The following is a 15,576-nucleotide window of genomic DNA, read 5'->3' as shown; positions in this document are numbered from 1 at the left end:
TAAACATTACATTTATTAGTCACAATTTGAATCGATAATCGTGCTTCCTTCTAAACCCCATTCGAGTATAATAGGAATACACAAGTGACTTAAAGCTGTTACGGCAACATCGACCGTTCTGGGAGTATTATCATAATTGTAAGTATCTATAATTTCGCTTACAGTTGCGTCTTTCCAAATACCTCCGGTTAATGTACCATGAGCTAAGTTGGGACTAACATCACTAATTAAGGTACCTGTACCTTCTGTTAACTTCCAATGCCCTTGTAAATTAGCGTATTTGGCATGGGTGTTATCTAAAACTTTACATTTCCAATTATCAATGTCATCAGCACTTAAAAGTGTATTGAAAATCCTAACTTCGGAAATATAACCAGTATATCCGTAGGCTCCGTTTCCATCGGTACCTATGGTAAATGGTAGTGTGTTGTCTATATTGTTAATATTAGAGATAGAAGCACTGTTTTTTAAAGCGCCATCCACATATACATGAAGCATACCGTCGCGGTCGAATGTAGCACTTATTGTGTGCCATTTGTTGTCTGTTATCTCTTCAGTTTCAACATCTACTCTATTAGTGCCATCGCCTATATTTACTTTAAACTTTCTGGAGCTTGGTTTAAATGAAAATACATAACCAGGGAATAAGCCGCTATCCCAATCTTTTTTTGCAAGAATGCTTACATCATTAGGGGCATTCGATCTAAAGCGACATTCAATTGAAAAATCTTGAGAATTTCCAAAACTATGTGCGGTGTTATTTGGTATTGTAATATTTGAGCTGCCATCAAACCAAAGTTCTGTTGTGCTTTCTAAACAGTTTTCGGCAGGGGGGATTGTTGATTGTGTTGTCGTTTTAACAATTTCTTTTTGAGGTATGGCATCGCCGCTTGCAATTACAAATATGGTACGTTCTTCTTCACTGTTTCCGCCGTGGCTGGTTCCTATCCCGCCATGATCGGTACTTACAAGTATGAGCCAATCTTCTTTACTGTAATTAGAACGTGTTTTTAAAGCCGATATAACACTTCCTATGGCATTATCTACGGTTTCTATCGCATTTAAATAATTAGGGTTTGTAGGACTGAATCCAGTGCTGTGACCTGCGTGATCTACATCGTCAAAATGAACAAATAAAGCTGTTAAGTCGTCTGATGCCAGTTCGGCAATGGCTTTGTTTTTTACGTCCGAAGTTAAGTCTTGTGTATTAATAGTAACATCTGCATGGTTAAGTACAATGTTATTGTTTATAGGGTGCCATTGCGAAATGGATACGGTTCGGTTGGCCGTGTTGTTTTCTTCTATGTATTTAAAGAAGTGTGGGTAATTAGAAAAATTGGCACCATTAAAGGAATTATCGGTTACGCCATGTTTGCCTTCCCATACTCCTGTTAGCATAGCAGACCAACCAGGCCCACTTGAGGTGGTCTTTGTATTCCTGGCATCTAATGAAAAGGTGCCATTAGCCATTAAGGCATCTAGGTTGGGGGTGCTTGCTTCTGTTAGCGCATCTGGTCTGCAACCGTCAATGCCAATTAACAAGACTTTCTTTTGTGTTTTTGATTCGGGCGGATCTACAGGAACACCTGTATCGTCACTACTAGCCTTGCTACAGTTTATAACAGTTAGTACTAGTAGCACTAGTTTTAAATTAATCCATTTCTTCATCTCAATTTGTTTATTTTTTAATTGATATTTTTACCTAAACTACTTTAAATTGTAATCTCTACAATCCAATTTCCTTTTTTATAGACATCTAACATGATCCGACAGGAATAGCTTTCATGGTTAAAGGATATTTCAATTTTTTTGCAAGGGTACATTACATTTTGCATGACGCCATTACTGTAATTGGTACCATTTTCATCGGTTACCATAATGTGAGGTGTTACATTTATACCGCCACTTTTAACTTTAATAGTAATGCGATATAAATCGCCATGTAGTTTGCTTGGATCTTCTTGGAGAACAACGCTTCTTATTTCCCTTTTAGACCTTACTAGATAGGGATATTTATATAAGCCGATGTATTCGTTATTTTTAAAATAACCTTTTTTTAGCTCTTCGGAGCCATCAGTTTTTTTAATGGTCAATGCACCTTGTCCGTCCATTTTACCTTTATTAAACTGGCCTTTATAGGTATTTCCATTTCCCCAATTGTAATTGCCCAGACCATGGGGAAAGCCTTTTTTAAAGGCTCCAGAATAGCTGTCTTCTTTCCCTTTGGCCACTCCTATACCGTGGGCGTAGCCATTTTTACAATCGCCAGTATAGTCAGAGCTTATTGCTTCTAATTTAATTTTACAACCAGATTGGGAAAAAACAAGAGATGACCCAAATAAAAAAAATGATATTATAAAAAAAGCATGTTTCATCTGTTTATATTTATTGATTTTCATGGGGCAGATGTAATTATTCACATCGTTAATAATCGTTTTTCAAAGGTGTTCGTGAATCTTCGATTTCGGTTGGGTTTGCAACTTTTTGTTAATGGGTATTTCATAACACAAAATTTGTGACACCAAAAAAATAAGAGGAGTATAATAACTCAATACACTCCTCTTAAAACTAACTCAAACTCAACGTATTTATTAATTTATTAGTTTTTTGATATCATCCTCTGCTAAAACATAATCGTAAATCACAACATCAGCTATCTTACCAATCCAATCGGTATAGCTACCAGTACCTTCATTTCCAATACGCCAAGGCATTCCAGTTGTAAGGTCGTCTACGGTAGATATATTAACAGTTCCTTCAGATTTACCATCAATATATATTGTTGCTACACCATCTCTGTCTAAGGTAACTGCAACCAAATGCCATGCATCATCGTTAGCCGCATTTGTTGATAAAGCGTCAGATCGCGTTGAAGAATCACTCCCGGCTGTATTTAACCCAACTTTACCACTACCATAGTATACACAAAATCCGGGGTTTCCTCCACTTCCCCAATCTTTATTCCCCATAAAACAAGGATCACTAGACATATCGGTATACTTTGTCCAAAATGAAAAACTAAAGTCATCACTAGCCACAAAATCAAGAGGATCTAATATGGTTACATTTGTTCCGCCTTCAAATTCATAGGTAAACCTGTTCTCCTCAAAGGTTTCTGTTGCTCCAGAGTTGGTAACGTTTACATTCTTTATTACACCATCCTGTGTTTTTAACTGAACTCCAGTTAATGGAGTGGAAATACCTGCTACTTGATCGGCAGTCAATGCGTAGTCATAAATATAAACATTGCCTATTTTTCCTTCAAAATACTGTCCGTAGTTACCTGTGCCGTCTTGTCCAATAAACAAGTTAGCACCGCTATCAGCTCCACCAACAGTTGACATATCTGCGCTTGCTACTGAAACACCATCTTGATACATGGTCATGCTACCATCTCTGTCAAAAGTTACCATCAAAAAGTGCCAATCACCATCATTATACGCTCCAGTATGATTAATATCGGCTCTATTAGTGCCATCAGCTCTGGCTACACGCCAATTATCTCCACGATGGGCAATGGTTAGACCGGGATTATAAGAACTACCCCAATCCTGATCGCCTACCATTACGGGATCACTATCCGTAGAAGTGGTATTCACATAGAAACCTATAGAATAATCACTATCATGTCTAAAAGCAATAGCTGCATTATCGGTAACCTCCACTTTATTTGAAGCACCATCAAATTCTACAATATTTCCATATTGTGCATTAGGTGTTCTAGATGTTACATTTTCGTCGATTCGAAGTGGTATGGTTTCTCCTGTGCTCTTTTTTAAGTATACGAATGTATCTATAATAGCATTAGGGTCGAAAAACTTAACGCGTTTAATTCTAAAATCTACCGCTCCTATAGAACCATCGGTGAATTCAATCCTAACTGCAAGGGTTGTTTTGTCTCCTATTTCTAGTAGTCCTAAATTCTCTAAACTTGAAGAAAAATTTTCTGATTTATACCATTCCCCATCTTGAGAAAAACTTGTTAAACTAGAAATCTCCGAGAAATCGGTTCCTAAAAGGATTTTAACCGACGATGGCATTTTCTTAGATACTAAGGTTAGCTCTACGGGTTGTCCTTCGGCATATTCTTCATATTCCCTTGGGTCGTAAGTTTTTGCTGCTAACTCTTCTTCGGTATATGCCACTCCTGTTAAAGGATTTGTATGGTCTATATAATATTCAAAATTAGTTAAATATCTATCGTCCGTAAACCCTTGCTCATCCTCATTACACCCACTTATAACAAGGAGTAGTGCTCCAAACAATAAGAATGCTATATTTTTAATATGCTTTAATAAATATATGTTTTTCATTATAACGTTTGTTTTAATTAAAATTAATCTTGCAACAACCAAATTACTTGGTCTACATCATTGTTTTCTGAACCAAATTGGGAAATTAAAGCCGCATTATAATTCGAAAAATTATTATCACGCTCTGATGAAGGATAAGATCCACGTACCGGGTACTTTTCACCTAAGCTAGGGTCTAAACCATTAAAACTTGAAAATATAAAATTGGGGACTCCCGTTCTGCGATAGGTAAAAAGAGATTCTTTGCCTGAATTTTCGGCAAAGGCAATGTATTTTTGTTCTAATAATCGTGTTAACCCAGCATCACCAGTAATATAAGGCTGCCTATTGGCAATGTAATCTGCAATCTTATCAGATTCAACCCCATACCATTCCATAGAAGCTGTAATGGCATTATTATAATGATCGGCAGCATTTGCAGAGATCCAACCCCGATGGGCTGCTTCCGCAATACAGAACTCTTGTTCCCAATAGCTCATCCAAATTCCAGGTTGCCCAACAAAATTCCAATACTTATCTTCGTTTGGAAACGAAAAATCGCCGTCTAGTTTTCTTGAAGAGCTCTCTGACCCTGCAGCAGAAATATCTGCACCTTCATAAGAATCAAAATCAGCCCTAACCGTAGCCTCATCGGCTCCTTCATCTAAGGCATCTTTTGTAGGGTCTGCAACCACCATTAAACGAGGGTCTTCTTTACCTTTTAATAAATCTATGTATGTACTGGCATAAACCACAGCATCCTTATAAACCGCCTGTTCGGGCTGGTAACTTTGTTTAAAGCCTTCTTCACCACTATACTCAAACATAGCGTTATCTGAAAGCCCTGTCATTAATGGATACTTACTAGGGTTTCCAATTATAGCCGCAAAACGTCCTTGCACATTAACGTCACTATCATTGGCTTTTTTGCTTAAAGAGACTAATATTCTAAGTGTATATACGTTAATTAGCTTTTGCCATTGTTTTAAATTGCCATTAAAATACAAATCACCATCTAAGGTCGCAGCAGGATTGGTAGCTATAAAGTCTCCCAACTCTGTATTTGCTTCGTCTAGCCATTTTAAACATTGGATATATACTGATTTTTGAGAATCATATTTTGGTTGTGGATTATCTACACCTTTTAAAGATTCAGAAAATGGTATATCTCCCATGCGCCGGGTCATTTCTAAGTAAAATCGAGCCCGATAAAACTTAGCCAATATAATATACTCTTGGCTATTCGTTTTTTCGGCTTCTTCAACCATTTTGTCTACATTTCTTAAACTCGCATAGTTTCCAAAGTCTCCACCAATAACGTTGGTAAAACCAGGAACACTGGTGTTATCAGTAGCAATCCATGTATGGTATTGCATGTCCTCATAAGTTCCAGTAAAAGATGGTGTAGGTTGGGGTGTTAAGTTTGTGAAAATTAAACTTGCTGGTACCGATCTTGGTGCGTTGGGGTTCTCTCTCAATTCATCAAAATCATCCAAGCAACTAAGCATTGTTCCAAATAAACAAAAACAAACGGCTATTTTTAATATTGTTTTTTTCTTCATGACTACTAGTTTTAAAATGTGAAGTTTAAATTAAATCCAAAAGATCTTGGTGTTGGCAGTTGCAGATCAACATCTCTATCACTGTCATAGGTCCATGCGTCAAAATCGATGTAAGATTTATCTTTAGACCAATACCACAAATCCCTTCCAATAATCGATATTGAAGCCGTTTTCATGAATGTTTTATCTAATATGGATTTTGGGAAATTATAACTTATAGATACTTCCCTTAATTTTAAGAACGTTCTTTCTTTAATTAGGTTTTGCCATGCGCCTGCATAGCGAGATGCCCAAGTTTGGTAATCTAGTTTGTATGTACTGGGCTCAAATACCCTTGTGTCTTCTAAAATATTACCAAAATCATCATAGGTTACATCTCCAGAAACAATAGCCACACCTGGTATTTGCATGGTTCTGGGATCTGTACCGTTTACATAAGCGATATTAGAGAGTTCCCTTTCTGGATGTACAGCATCTGGATGAGAGCCCGTTCTCCATAAATCATAATCATATTCGTCTTGTGTAATACCGCCAAAACGTCCAGCTAATAAAAAGTTTAGTGTAAAGTTTTTATAAGTAAATGTGTTATTTATACTGGCTTCAAAATCAGGGTTTTCAGCTCCAGTGTCTACATTGTATGGTGTTATGCGAGCTCTTCCGTCTGCATTTATAATATGCTGTCCAGCATACTCTCCGTCGGGAACACGTTCCCATACAGGGTACCAGTAATGGCCTAGCTCATCACCAACTTTAGTATTACCCTCATTTAGAACAGGTGTACCGTCTGGTAATGGGGGGAGTTTGGTTAGATAGTCTTTAAACTTTGCGAAGTTAAACATACTGGTCCATTTAAAATCAGCTGTTTGTATAGGCGTACCTGTTATAGAAAAATCCATTCCCCTACGCTGGGTTTCCCTACCATTAAATCGGATACCATTCCAGCCCGATGCCAGAGAAAAATCTTGACTATATATAGCAGGACCGTTAGTGTTTTCAAAATATGAAAAATCAATTCCAAAACGACCATTAAACAGTTTCATTTCGACACCTACTTCCATTGCTGTATTGAATGAAGGCTCTAAAAGTGGGTTTTCTAAAAGCCCTGGAAAATTAGCAGTAGGAACATTTCTTGTTCTACCTCTACCATACGAATTAAAAGCCTCATAGGTGTTGCTGATGTTGCCACCAAATAAGTAATCATCCCCAACTTTCGACCAAGAACTTCTAAGCTTTAAAAAGCTAATCACTTCTGGAAGATCGAATAATTCACTAGCCACAAAACTGGTGTATACCGATGGGTAAAAGAAACTGTCGTTACCAGGAACTAAAGTAGATGAGTTGTCAATTCTACCTGTAAAACCAAAATATAACCAATCTTGATATGCTAAATCTACCGATGTATAAGCACTATACACCCCTTTTTCATATTTAGAACTATTAGGTGTTACCTGATCTACAGAATTGCTTAACGTAAACACTTCTGGAATAATCAATTGTGTTGTAGAAGCGCTCTCAAACTCATCCCTGCCAAAACGTTGGTTACCCCCTATGTTAGCTGTAACTTCAAATTCATCTCCAAAAAACTTGTTATTGTAAGTAATTAAAAAATCGGTGTTGTTTTCGAAAAAGCGTCTGTTACTATATCTAAATCTTCCATTTCTGTCAGGAATTGAATAATCGTAAATTCCTTTAGAAATCTCTTCGTTATCAACCAGGTTGTAAGAGTTTAAAGTGGTACGCACATAAGCACTTAAATGATCTGAAATTTTAAAGTTTACTTTAGCAAATGTTAAAATGTCATTTTTTGTCCATGGGCGTTTCCATGCGTAAGCCAGTGCATAGGGGTTATTATATCGCCAGTTTTCCACGAAGTCTTGCTCTATCCCTTCTTTACCTGGTTTCCAAACATGCTTAAAATCCCTAACATCAAAATGTGCTCCACCCCAAAGTGATAATAAATAGATAGGAGAGCTTGGTCCGTAGTTTGGTCTGATTCTATTATCGGCATATTGATAGTTATATTGTAAAGAGGCTTCTACAGACACTGCGTCAGACACATTTAAATTGCCAGATAATCGTAAGGTGTTGATGTCTAGACGTTGCCCAGGAATTTGTCCTTCTGCATATTTGTAAGTATTGGAAACGACAAAACTTCCTTTATCTGACCCCGAAGTTATAGTTAAGTTATTCGATGTAATTAATCCAGTTTCTATAAAGTTTCTTAAATTATCTTCACCTCTGGATACCCAAGGTGTAGGAATACGATAACCCGTTACAGGGTCGATTGGTGAATCGTACTGTTCTATTAACTGCCCGTTAAATTTTGGTCCCCAAATGGAATAATCGAAGTCATTGACTGGTCCTCCTTCTGTTAAGCCGTCACCGCCAGCAAGTCCGCCTCCAAATCTGTAGCGCCCCGTATTACCTGGGCCATATTGTGTTTGTGCTTTTGGAATACTGAGAAAACCAGCCTGAAACGTTGTTGAACTGTTAAACGAAATTGTTGTTCCTTGTTGTCCTTTACCAGATTTCATAGTGATTTGTATCGCTCCATTCTTACCCAAAGCTCCGTATAGCGCAGATGCTGCACCACCCTTTAGCACATTGATATTCTCTATATCGTCTGAACTTAAGTTCCAAAAATCACTTTGAGGTTGCGGTACTCCATTTACTACTATTAACGGTCTTTCTCCTCTCAAAAACACTTTAGGGTCACCAAAAAAGTTCCCACTATTATTAACTATGGTAACTCCTGCTACTTTACCTGCTAAAGATTCTACTACATTGGCAGTCTGTACTTTTTGTAAGGCCTCTCCCTTAACTTCTTGAGTAGCATACCCAATACGTTTTTTTTCTTTTTTAATACCAAGAGCCGTTACTACAACTTCTTCTAGTTTAGCGGCATCCTCTTTAAGGATTACATTAATTTGGTCATCATCACCTACGGTAATCCGTAGGGTTTTCATGCCTACATACGAAAACTCAAGAACATCTCCTGCATTAGCCTGAATAGAATAATTACCATCAAAATCGGTTTGCGTACCTATAGATGTTCCTGCCTTAATGATATTAACGCCAGGCAAGGGCATACCGCTATTGTCGGTAACGGTACCCGTAATGTTATTTTGTTGCTCTTCTTCATTATTCGCGACAGGCTCTAGTTTTTTCTCTTTTAATACAATAGTATTGCTATCGGTAAATTTAAAATCGAATACTTTGTCAACGAGGCTTTTTTGTAAAAGCTGATTTGCGCCAATAACGCCCTTTTTTAAAGGTACTTTTGGGAAATCCTTGAACATGTCTTCTTGATAAATGAAGTTAAAGCTGGTTTGGTCCATTATAAGCTCAAAAACTTCGTCTACCGTCAAGACTTTATCTGCTTCAATTATAATTTTTGTGTTTTGAGATAAAATATTGTTTGGAGTAAAGCTAAATAGCATACTACAGAATAGGAATATTAATGATCTCATCATGATTAACAGGAGTTTCTTTTTAAAATTAAAAAGAACGTTAGTTGATTTAATTTCCATAAATTTGCATGTTATTAGTTGGTTAATACTAGTTTATTAATTGGTTAATAATTCTAAAAAGGGGGATAAAGTGTTTTTACCTTGGACAGTCGAAAACTTTGCTCCCTTTTACTTTCCGTTATTTTATAAGTATTGTATTTTCTTTTATTTCATAGGCATTTATAAAGTTTGTGTTTTTAATAATTGATAAAATTTCTTCTAATTCTTGGTCTTTGTTTAAAGCCCCTATATATTTTATTGTTTCAAGTTTTGGGTTTAAGAACGTAAAATCCACATCGTACCACCGCGATAGAACTTTCATGATGTCTTTTAAAGGTTTACTCTTAAAACTAAATATGCCATCCTTCCATGAGACTTCGTAATTAACATCTACTTCCTTAATTACAGTGTTCTTGGTTTCTTTATTTAAAACCAACTGTTGATTGGGGTTTAGGAATTCCTTTTGGATTTTATTATCTAAAAGAACTTTGCCTTCAACCAGAGTAGTATAGATAAAAGTTTCGTCTTGGTAAGCTTTAATGTTAAACTCTGTGCCTAAGACTTCTACTTCCTGTTCATTCGTGTGTACTTTAAATATAGCACCCTGATGCTCTGTGCTTGGAGAAACATCAAAATAAGCTTCGCCGTATATTAATTCAACTTCACGAGGTTTTCCAGTTAAAAAAACGGTTGGGTATTTTAACTGCGATTCGGAATTTAGCCAAACTAAAGTGCCGTCTTCTAGTTCTATAAAAAATTGACCGCCCCTGGGTACTGTTAAATAATTATAACTAACCTTAGTTGTGTTTCCCTTGTCGCTGCCGGTAGATTTGTAAGTAACTTTTTCACCGTTACTCTTAATATTATCTGTTGTGTAGTTTTTTCCTTTTTCCAAAACAATGGAAGAGCCATCTTCCAATGTTAATGTAGCTTTGTCGCTACCAATAAGTATGTTCTTGTTGATATCCGGATTTGTAGGAGTTACTATTGCTGGAGGTGGTGTTTTATCTGTTAAAAAAGTTGCTGCAACTAATAATACGACAGAGGCAGCTGCTATGTAGCGCCAATAGTGCAGACTTTTTACTTTTGGTCTAGGATTGTTTATGACAGATGTTATGTTTTGCCATAATGAGGGATTACCTCTATGTTTTTCGTTTTTTGTACTTTCAATTGAAAAATTTAAATCTGTATAGGCGTCGAATTTTTCACGATTTCCATTTTCAATCCACTCTACGAGCTCTTTTGCTTCCTCATCCGTAAGGTGCTCGTCAAAATGCTTGAAGATTAAATGTTCTATTCTTTTTTTCACAAAAGTTTACTTTATATTATCTATTACGATCGCATTTTAAATAATGCCTACTATTTTTTTTCTTTTTTTTTTACATACATTTACCGCAAACAAATTAATGGGGGCTAAAAAAGAAATAACTGATCTTGTTAAGGCTGTTAAAAATGGGGATGAAAAGGCCTTTAGAGCGCTATATGAACTACAAGTTGAAGGCCTGAAAATTTTTATTAATGGCTTTACAAAAGATAGCTCTCAAACAGACGATATTCTTCAGGACACGTTTATAAAATTATGGGATTCAAGAAAAAAGATTGATCCCCGATATTCCATAAAGGGATATTTATATACTGCTGCATATAATACTTATATTGATAAATACCGTAAAATGAAACGGGAACAAGTTGTATTGGAAGAATGGCGGTATAAGCGAATTTTAGAAACAATTCAAGAGGATGATGCGGTTAATAGAGAACGTGTTAAGCAAGTTAAGGTTGCTATTGAGAAGTTGCCTCCAAAGTGCAAAAAAATATTTAATATGTGCAAGTACGATAACATGAAATATGTTGAAATTGCAGAAAGTCTCAATATCTCTACAAAGACGGTTCATGCCCAAATGTGTAAGGCCTATTCGATAATTAAGAAAGATGTTAAGTTCAATAAAACCAATTTGTTGCTATTTGTTAATTTTTTTAAGGGTATCAGGGAGTCATTTTAAACAGAAGAAAAATGTTGTTCCAAATATTTTTATAAATAGTTTGGAATGTTATAGAGTAATATTTAGCGTGTAAAAAAAAGCGCTTCAATCGTCAAGATTGAAGCGCCTTTTAATTTATTTAAGGTTTGGTATTACATCATGCCTGGCATACCGCCACCGCCACCCATTGGAGGCATAGCTGGTGCATCTTCCTTAATGTCTACTAAGGCACACTCTGTTGTAAGGATCATACCAGCAACAGAAGCTGCATTTTCTAAAGCGATACGTGTTACCTTTTTAGGGTCGATAATACCTGCTTTTAGCATATCTACATAAGTTTCGGATTTAGCATCGTAACCAAAAGAACCTTCACCTTCCATTACTTTAGCAACTACCACACTGCCTTCGCCACCTGCATTTTCTACGATAGTACGTAAAGGAGACTCAATTGCACGTGCCACAATTTGAATGCCAGTTACTTCGTCTATATTTTCGGTAGTTATATTTTCTAATACCGATTTTGCTCTTACTAAAGCAACACCTCCACCAGAAACTATACCTTCTTCTACGGCAGCTCTTGTAGCGTGAAGCGCATCATCAACACGGTCTTTCTTTTCTTTCATCTCCACTTCACTTGCAGCTCCTACATAAAGTACGGCTACACCTCCAGCTAATTTAGCTAAACGTTCTTGAAGTTTTTCTTTATCGTAATCAGACGTAGTGGTTTCAATTTGGGATTTAATTTGGTTTACGCGACTTTTGATAGCTTCAGCATCACCAGAACCATTAACAATAGTTGTGTTATCTTTATCTATAGTTACTGTTTCTGCAGTACCTAACATGCTTAAATCAGCATTTTCTAAAGTAAATCCTCTTTCTTCAGAAATTACAGTACCACCTGTTAAAATAGCAATGTCCTCTAGCATAGCTTTACGTCTGTCGCCAAAACCAGGAGCTTTTACAGCTGCTATCTTAAGACCACCGCGTAATTTGTTAACTACTAGAGTAGCCAGTGCTTGACCATCAACATCTTCGGCAATTATCAATAACGGACGACCAGACTGTGCTACTGGCTCTAAAATAGGAAGGATCTCTTGTAGGTTTGAGATTTTTTTATCGAACAATAAAATGTATGGATTTTCCAAATCGGCAATCATTTTATCTGCATCGGTAACAAAGTAAGGTGATAAATACCCTCTGTCAAATTGCATACCTTCAACTACATCTACATAGGTGTCCATGCCTTTTGCCTCTTCAACAGTAATAACACCTTCTTTGCCTACTTTTCCAAAAGCTTGGGCAATTAATTCTCCAATTGTATCGTCATTATTTGCAGAAATAGCAGCTACTTGCTTGATTTTCTCTGAAGAGTTGCCTACTTCTTGCGATTGCTTTTCAAGGTCATTGGTAATGGCTTCTACCGCTTTATCAATTCCACGTTTTAAATCCATTGGGTTAGCTCCCGCAGCAACGTTTTTTAAACCTTCTTTTACAATTGCTTGGGCTAGAACTGTTGCGGTAGTAGTACCATCACCAGCTAAATCATTGGTTTTAGAAGCAACTTCTTTTACCATTTGTGCTCCCATATTTTCTAGTTCGTTCTCTAGCTCGATTTCTTTAGCTACAGAAACACCATCTTTAGTTACTTGAGGTGCACCAAAGCTTTTTCCAATAATAACGTTACGTCCTTTAGGCCCCAAGGTTACTTTTACCGCATTTGCTAATGCGTCTACACCACGTTTTAAGCCGTCGCGGGCTTCTATGTCAAATTTAATGTCTTTTGCCATTTTTATATGTTTTGCTTTTTGCCTTTAGCGTGTAGCTATTGGCTAAATGTTAATAATTAATTTTAGTTGGAGCTAAAAGCCTGGGGCTTATAGCTTTTAGCAATGTTATACGATTGCTAATATGTCGCTTTCGCGCATGATTAAATAATCTTTACCCTCAAGTTTAAGCTCTGTTCCTGCATATTTACCATATAAAACAGTATCACCAACCTGTACAGTTATAGGCTCATCTTTTGTGCCTTTTCCGGCAGCTACAACGGTGCCTTTTTGTGGTTTTTCTTTAGCGTTATCTGGAATGATAATTCCCGATGCTGTTTTTGTTTCAGCGGCAGCAGGTTCGATAAGAACTCTATCTGCTAATGGTTTAATGTTTAAGCTCATTTGTTATGATATTTAAATTAATTAAATTTTATGTTTAATGCCTTTGCATTATTCTAAAAGTGTGCCAATAGTTGGGAACTGACAAACTTGCAGAAACAAAAAATGCCAACTTAAGTAAGTTGGCATTTTTTGTTATTTTTTTGACACTTTTTTATTGAACTGTATCATTAACTGTTGCAGCATCATTTGCCGATTGGGCAGGAGTATTTGGTAAAGGTTGTGCAGTCGTTGCATCTTGGTCTAATGCTTTCGAATCGCCATTTTCACCACCTCTGTTAATAGCAACATTCGATAAAAGAATTAGTACTAGCAAAAGTGTTGCTAATGTCCATGTGCTTTTATCTAAAAAGTCTGTTGTCTTTTTTACACCACCTAACTGTTGGGTGCCTCCACCGCCGAAAGAAGATGATAATCCACCACCTTTAGGGTTTTGAACCATTATTACTACAATTAGTAAAAATGCTACGACAACAATTAATGCTAAAAATATTGTAAACGTACTCATTGTTCTTTATTATTTTGTTCTTGTAATTGTTCTACTGCTTTAATTTGGATTGCAAAGAAACTACTTTTTTCTGGATATTTCAAACTTAATATTTTATAAGATTGAATTGCCTTTTTATAGTTTTTTTGTTCTAAATAAATACGAGCCAATGTCTCGGTCATTAGTGCCTCTGGCTGTATCATTTGTGCCTTTGCCAGATTACCTTTTGGCGGACTGGTTTTAGTCGGGTTTATTTTAGGGTTCTTACTGATAAATTTATCTATTAACTCAAACTTTTTAGCTTTTTCCAATTGACTCGAAGGTGTTTGGTTAACAGTTTTATTGGAATTTTCCTCAGATCTTTGTATGGGCTTGTACCGGGTTAGTTTTAACCATTCATTAAATGAATGGGACTCATTTTTATTAAACTGTAAGGGACTTCCAAGTTTAAGAACTTTTGACGCGGTAGCGTCTTGAGAAGGAGTGTTCTCCGAAGTAGGTTCAACAGAGGGGGAGATGTCTTCTAACAATGTAGGACGGGGAACTTTTGGTTGAAAAAGTGCAGGATCCAATACGCCCGTGGTTTCTTTTATTTGCTGTCTTAAGGTGTCGTCTAGGCTAACCTTTTTGTCGACAGAAATGTCTTCGACGTCAACATCAATATCTTTTATGCGCTCTACACCTTGTTTTATGAAATTTGAAACTTCATTTTGAATAAATATTTCAGAAGTTATAAAGTCAAATAAAATACTTCTATCCGTTGTGTAGGCGGCGGTTGTTTTTAATTCTTGATTGTATTTAAAACTTTCAGTGTTTTTTAAACATTTAAGGTAAATGGCTCTGGCTGATTGAAAATAAGGAAACTCGTCAATGATCGATTTCAATGCTTCGGTTTGCTGCTCGGCTGCAGTCTGTGGTTGTTGGAGTAGGTATGTGAAATCGGTATTGTTCATTGGCTATGCCAAATTAATTATTTTGTTAGTGTTTTAAAAATACAACCAGATTGTCCTTAGTATAAAATAACATTATTTCCTTTAATTTACCATTTTGCGAGTGTAGCATTAAAAACATCTTGAGTGATGCGCTCAAAAATCTCTTCAATGGCTGTTGTTTTTTGTGCTCCTATAAGCTGAGAGCTTCCGGGATAGTCGTAAAAGAATGAAAACGTTTGTTCCAAATCGTCTTCCTCATTCTTTCTATTGAAAAAACGAATTTTAACAGCTATGGTTAACCTATTCTGGGCAGCAGTATTTTGAGATGTTGCTGTGGTTGGTGATATTCTATAATCCGTAATTTCACCTTCATATACTAAATCGCCATTGGAAGGTACCAAATTTAAATTGGTTTGGTTTTGCAATAAGTCTTCTAGTGCTAGTTTAAAATCACGTTCTAAACCTGGTTCTACCAATAAGGCATTATTTTCAAAACGATTTACCTGAAAGGTTTCCGTCCCGGGAGGGATTGATGCCCCTGTAAATGAATAAAAACCACAACCGCTTACGGTTGCTAAGGTAAAGAGTAAAAGAAAGTGTTTTATATGTTTCAAAGGTTTCAAGTTTAGTTAATTAATTTAGGATAG

At 36.4% G+C, this 15,576-nt stretch carries 12 protein-coding genes; 1 reads left to right on the top strand and 11 read right to left on the bottom strand.

Going from position 1 to position 15,576, the window contains the following annotated elements; translation table 11 throughout:
• Nucleotides 1–15: 15 nt before the first annotated feature.
• The 6 genes from JF259_RS08170 to JF259_RS17760 form a co-directional block, all read right to left on the bottom strand.
• Nucleotides 16–1,668 (bottom strand): alkaline phosphatase family protein, encoded by a 1,653-nt coding sequence (locus JF259_RS08170; RefSeq protein ID WP_199114826.1) that lies wholly within the window; start codon nt 1,666–1,668, stop codon nt 16–18.
• A gap of 44 nt (nt 1,669–1,712) precedes the next feature.
• Complete coding sequence (locus tag JF259_RS08165) at nt 1,713–2,375, bottom strand: MORN repeat-containing protein (RefSeq protein WP_199114825.1); 663 nt, start codon at nt 2,373–2,375, stop codon at nt 1,713–1,715.
• A gap of 216 nt (nt 2,376–2,591) precedes the next feature.
• Nucleotides 2,592–4,313 carry a LamG domain-containing protein gene (locus JF259_RS08160; RefSeq protein ID WP_199114824.1) on the bottom strand — a complete coding sequence of 574 codons (1,722 nt, stop codon included), beginning with the start codon at nt 4,311–4,313 and terminating at the stop codon, nt 2,592–2,594.
• 23 nt (nt 4,314–4,336) lie between these two features.
• On the bottom strand, nt 4,337–5,854 hold the full coding sequence (locus tag JF259_RS08155) for a SusD/RagB family nutrient-binding outer membrane lipoprotein (protein ID WP_199114823.1): 1,518 nt from the start codon (nt 5,852–5,854) through the stop codon (nt 4,337–4,339).
• An 11-nt stretch (nt 5,855–5,865) separates the two neighbouring features.
• Entirely contained in the window at nt 5,866–9,327 is a 3,462-nt protein-coding gene (locus tag JF259_RS08150) for a SusC/RagA family TonB-linked outer membrane protein (protein WP_199114822.1), read from the bottom strand.
• A 175-nt stretch (nt 9,328–9,502) separates the two neighbouring features.
• Nucleotides 9,503–10,672 carry a FecR family protein gene (locus JF259_RS17760; protein WP_199114821.1) on the bottom strand — a complete coding sequence of 390 codons (1,170 nt, stop codon included), beginning with the start codon at nt 10,670–10,672 and terminating at the stop codon, nt 9,503–9,505.
• Between the two features lie 97 nt (nt 10,673–10,769).
• On the opposite strand from JF259_RS17760, the gene JF259_RS08140 reads away from it, so the two are divergent.
• Nucleotides 10,770–11,366: an RNA polymerase sigma factor gene (locus tag JF259_RS08140; RefSeq protein ID WP_199114820.1), complete on the top strand. Its 597-nt coding sequence runs from the start codon at nt 10,770–10,772 to the stop codon at nt 11,364–11,366.
• A gap of 131 nt (nt 11,367–11,497) precedes the next feature.
• Here the strand turns inward: JF259_RS08140 and groL are convergent, their stop codons facing one another.
• The 5 genes from groL to lptE all read right to left on the bottom strand — a co-directional run bounded on the left by groL (nt 11,498) and on the right by lptE (nt 15,543).
• Complete coding sequence (gene groL / locus JF259_RS08135; protein ID WP_199114819.1) at nt 11,498–13,132, bottom strand: chaperonin GroEL; 1,635 nt, start codon at nt 13,130–13,132, stop codon at nt 11,498–11,500.
• A 105-nt stretch (nt 13,133–13,237) separates the two neighbouring features.
• Nucleotides 13,238–13,513, bottom strand: coding sequence for a co-chaperone GroES (locus JF259_RS08130; protein WP_199114818.1), 276 nt, complete (start codon nt 13,511–13,513; stop codon nt 13,238–13,240).
• Between the two features lie 151 nt (nt 13,514–13,664).
• Nucleotides 13,665–14,018 carry a preprotein translocase subunit SecG gene (gene secG / locus JF259_RS08125; RefSeq protein ID WP_199114817.1) on the bottom strand — a complete coding sequence of 118 codons (354 nt, stop codon included), beginning with the start codon at nt 14,016–14,018 and terminating at the stop codon, nt 13,665–13,667.
• Nucleotides 14,015–14,950, bottom strand: coding sequence for a hypothetical protein (locus tag JF259_RS08120; protein ID WP_199114816.1), 936 nt, complete (start codon nt 14,948–14,950; stop codon nt 14,015–14,017). Before JF259_RS08120 ends, secG begins: the two co-directional genes overlap by 4 nt.
• 86 nt (nt 14,951–15,036) lie before the next feature.
• Complete coding sequence (lptE, locus tag JF259_RS08115) at nt 15,037–15,543, bottom strand: LPS assembly lipoprotein LptE (RefSeq protein WP_199114815.1); 507 nt, start codon at nt 15,541–15,543, stop codon at nt 15,037–15,039.
• Nucleotides 15,544–15,576 lie beyond the last annotated feature (33 nt).

Origin of the sequence: Snuella sedimenti (assembly GCF_016428595.1) — a bacterium.
GTDB lineage: Bacteria > Bacteroidota > Bacteroidia > Flavobacteriales > Flavobacteriaceae > Snuella > Snuella sedimenti.
Note: the sequence above shows the minus strand (reverse complement) of the source record. Positions and strands in the feature narration are given on the sequence as shown.

What these genes read in the sequence shown, in the direction of transcription:
- JF259_RS08170 (WP_199114826.1), bottom strand. Translation starts at nt 1,668, where the DNA reads ATGAAGAAATGGATTAATTTAAAACTAGTGCTACTAGTACTAACTGTT.
- JF259_RS08165 (WP_199114825.1), bottom strand. Translation starts at nt 2,375, where the DNA reads ATGAAACATGCTTTTTTTATAATATCATTTTTTTTATTTGGGTCATCT.
- JF259_RS08160 (WP_199114824.1), bottom strand. Translation starts at nt 4,313, where the DNA reads ATGAAAAACATATATTTATTAAAGCATATTAAAAATATAGCATTCTTA.
- JF259_RS08155 (WP_199114823.1), bottom strand. Translation starts at nt 5,854, where the DNA reads ATGAAGAAAAAAACAATATTAAAAATAGCCGTTTGTTTTTGTTTATTT.
- JF259_RS08150 (WP_199114822.1), bottom strand. Translation starts at nt 9,327, where the DNA reads ATGATGAGATCATTAATATTCCTATTCTGTAGTATGCTATTTAGCTTT.
- JF259_RS08140 (WP_199114820.1), top strand. Translation starts at nt 10,770, where the DNA reads ATGGGGGCTAAAAAAGAAATAACTGATCTTGTTAAGGCTGTTAAAAAT.
- groL (WP_199114819.1), bottom strand. Translation starts at nt 13,132, where the DNA reads ATGGCAAAAGACATTAAATTTGACATAGAAGCCCGCGACGGCTTAAAA.
- JF259_RS08130 (WP_199114818.1), bottom strand. Translation starts at nt 13,513, where the DNA reads ATGAGCTTAAACATTAAACCATTAGCAGATAGAGTTCTTATCGAACCT.
- secG (WP_199114817.1), bottom strand. Translation starts at nt 14,018, where the DNA reads ATGAGTACGTTTACAATATTTTTAGCATTAATTGTTGTCGTAGCATTT.
- JF259_RS08120 (WP_199114816.1), bottom strand. Translation starts at nt 14,950, where the DNA reads ATGAACAATACCGATTTCACATACCTACTCCAACAACCACAGACTGCA.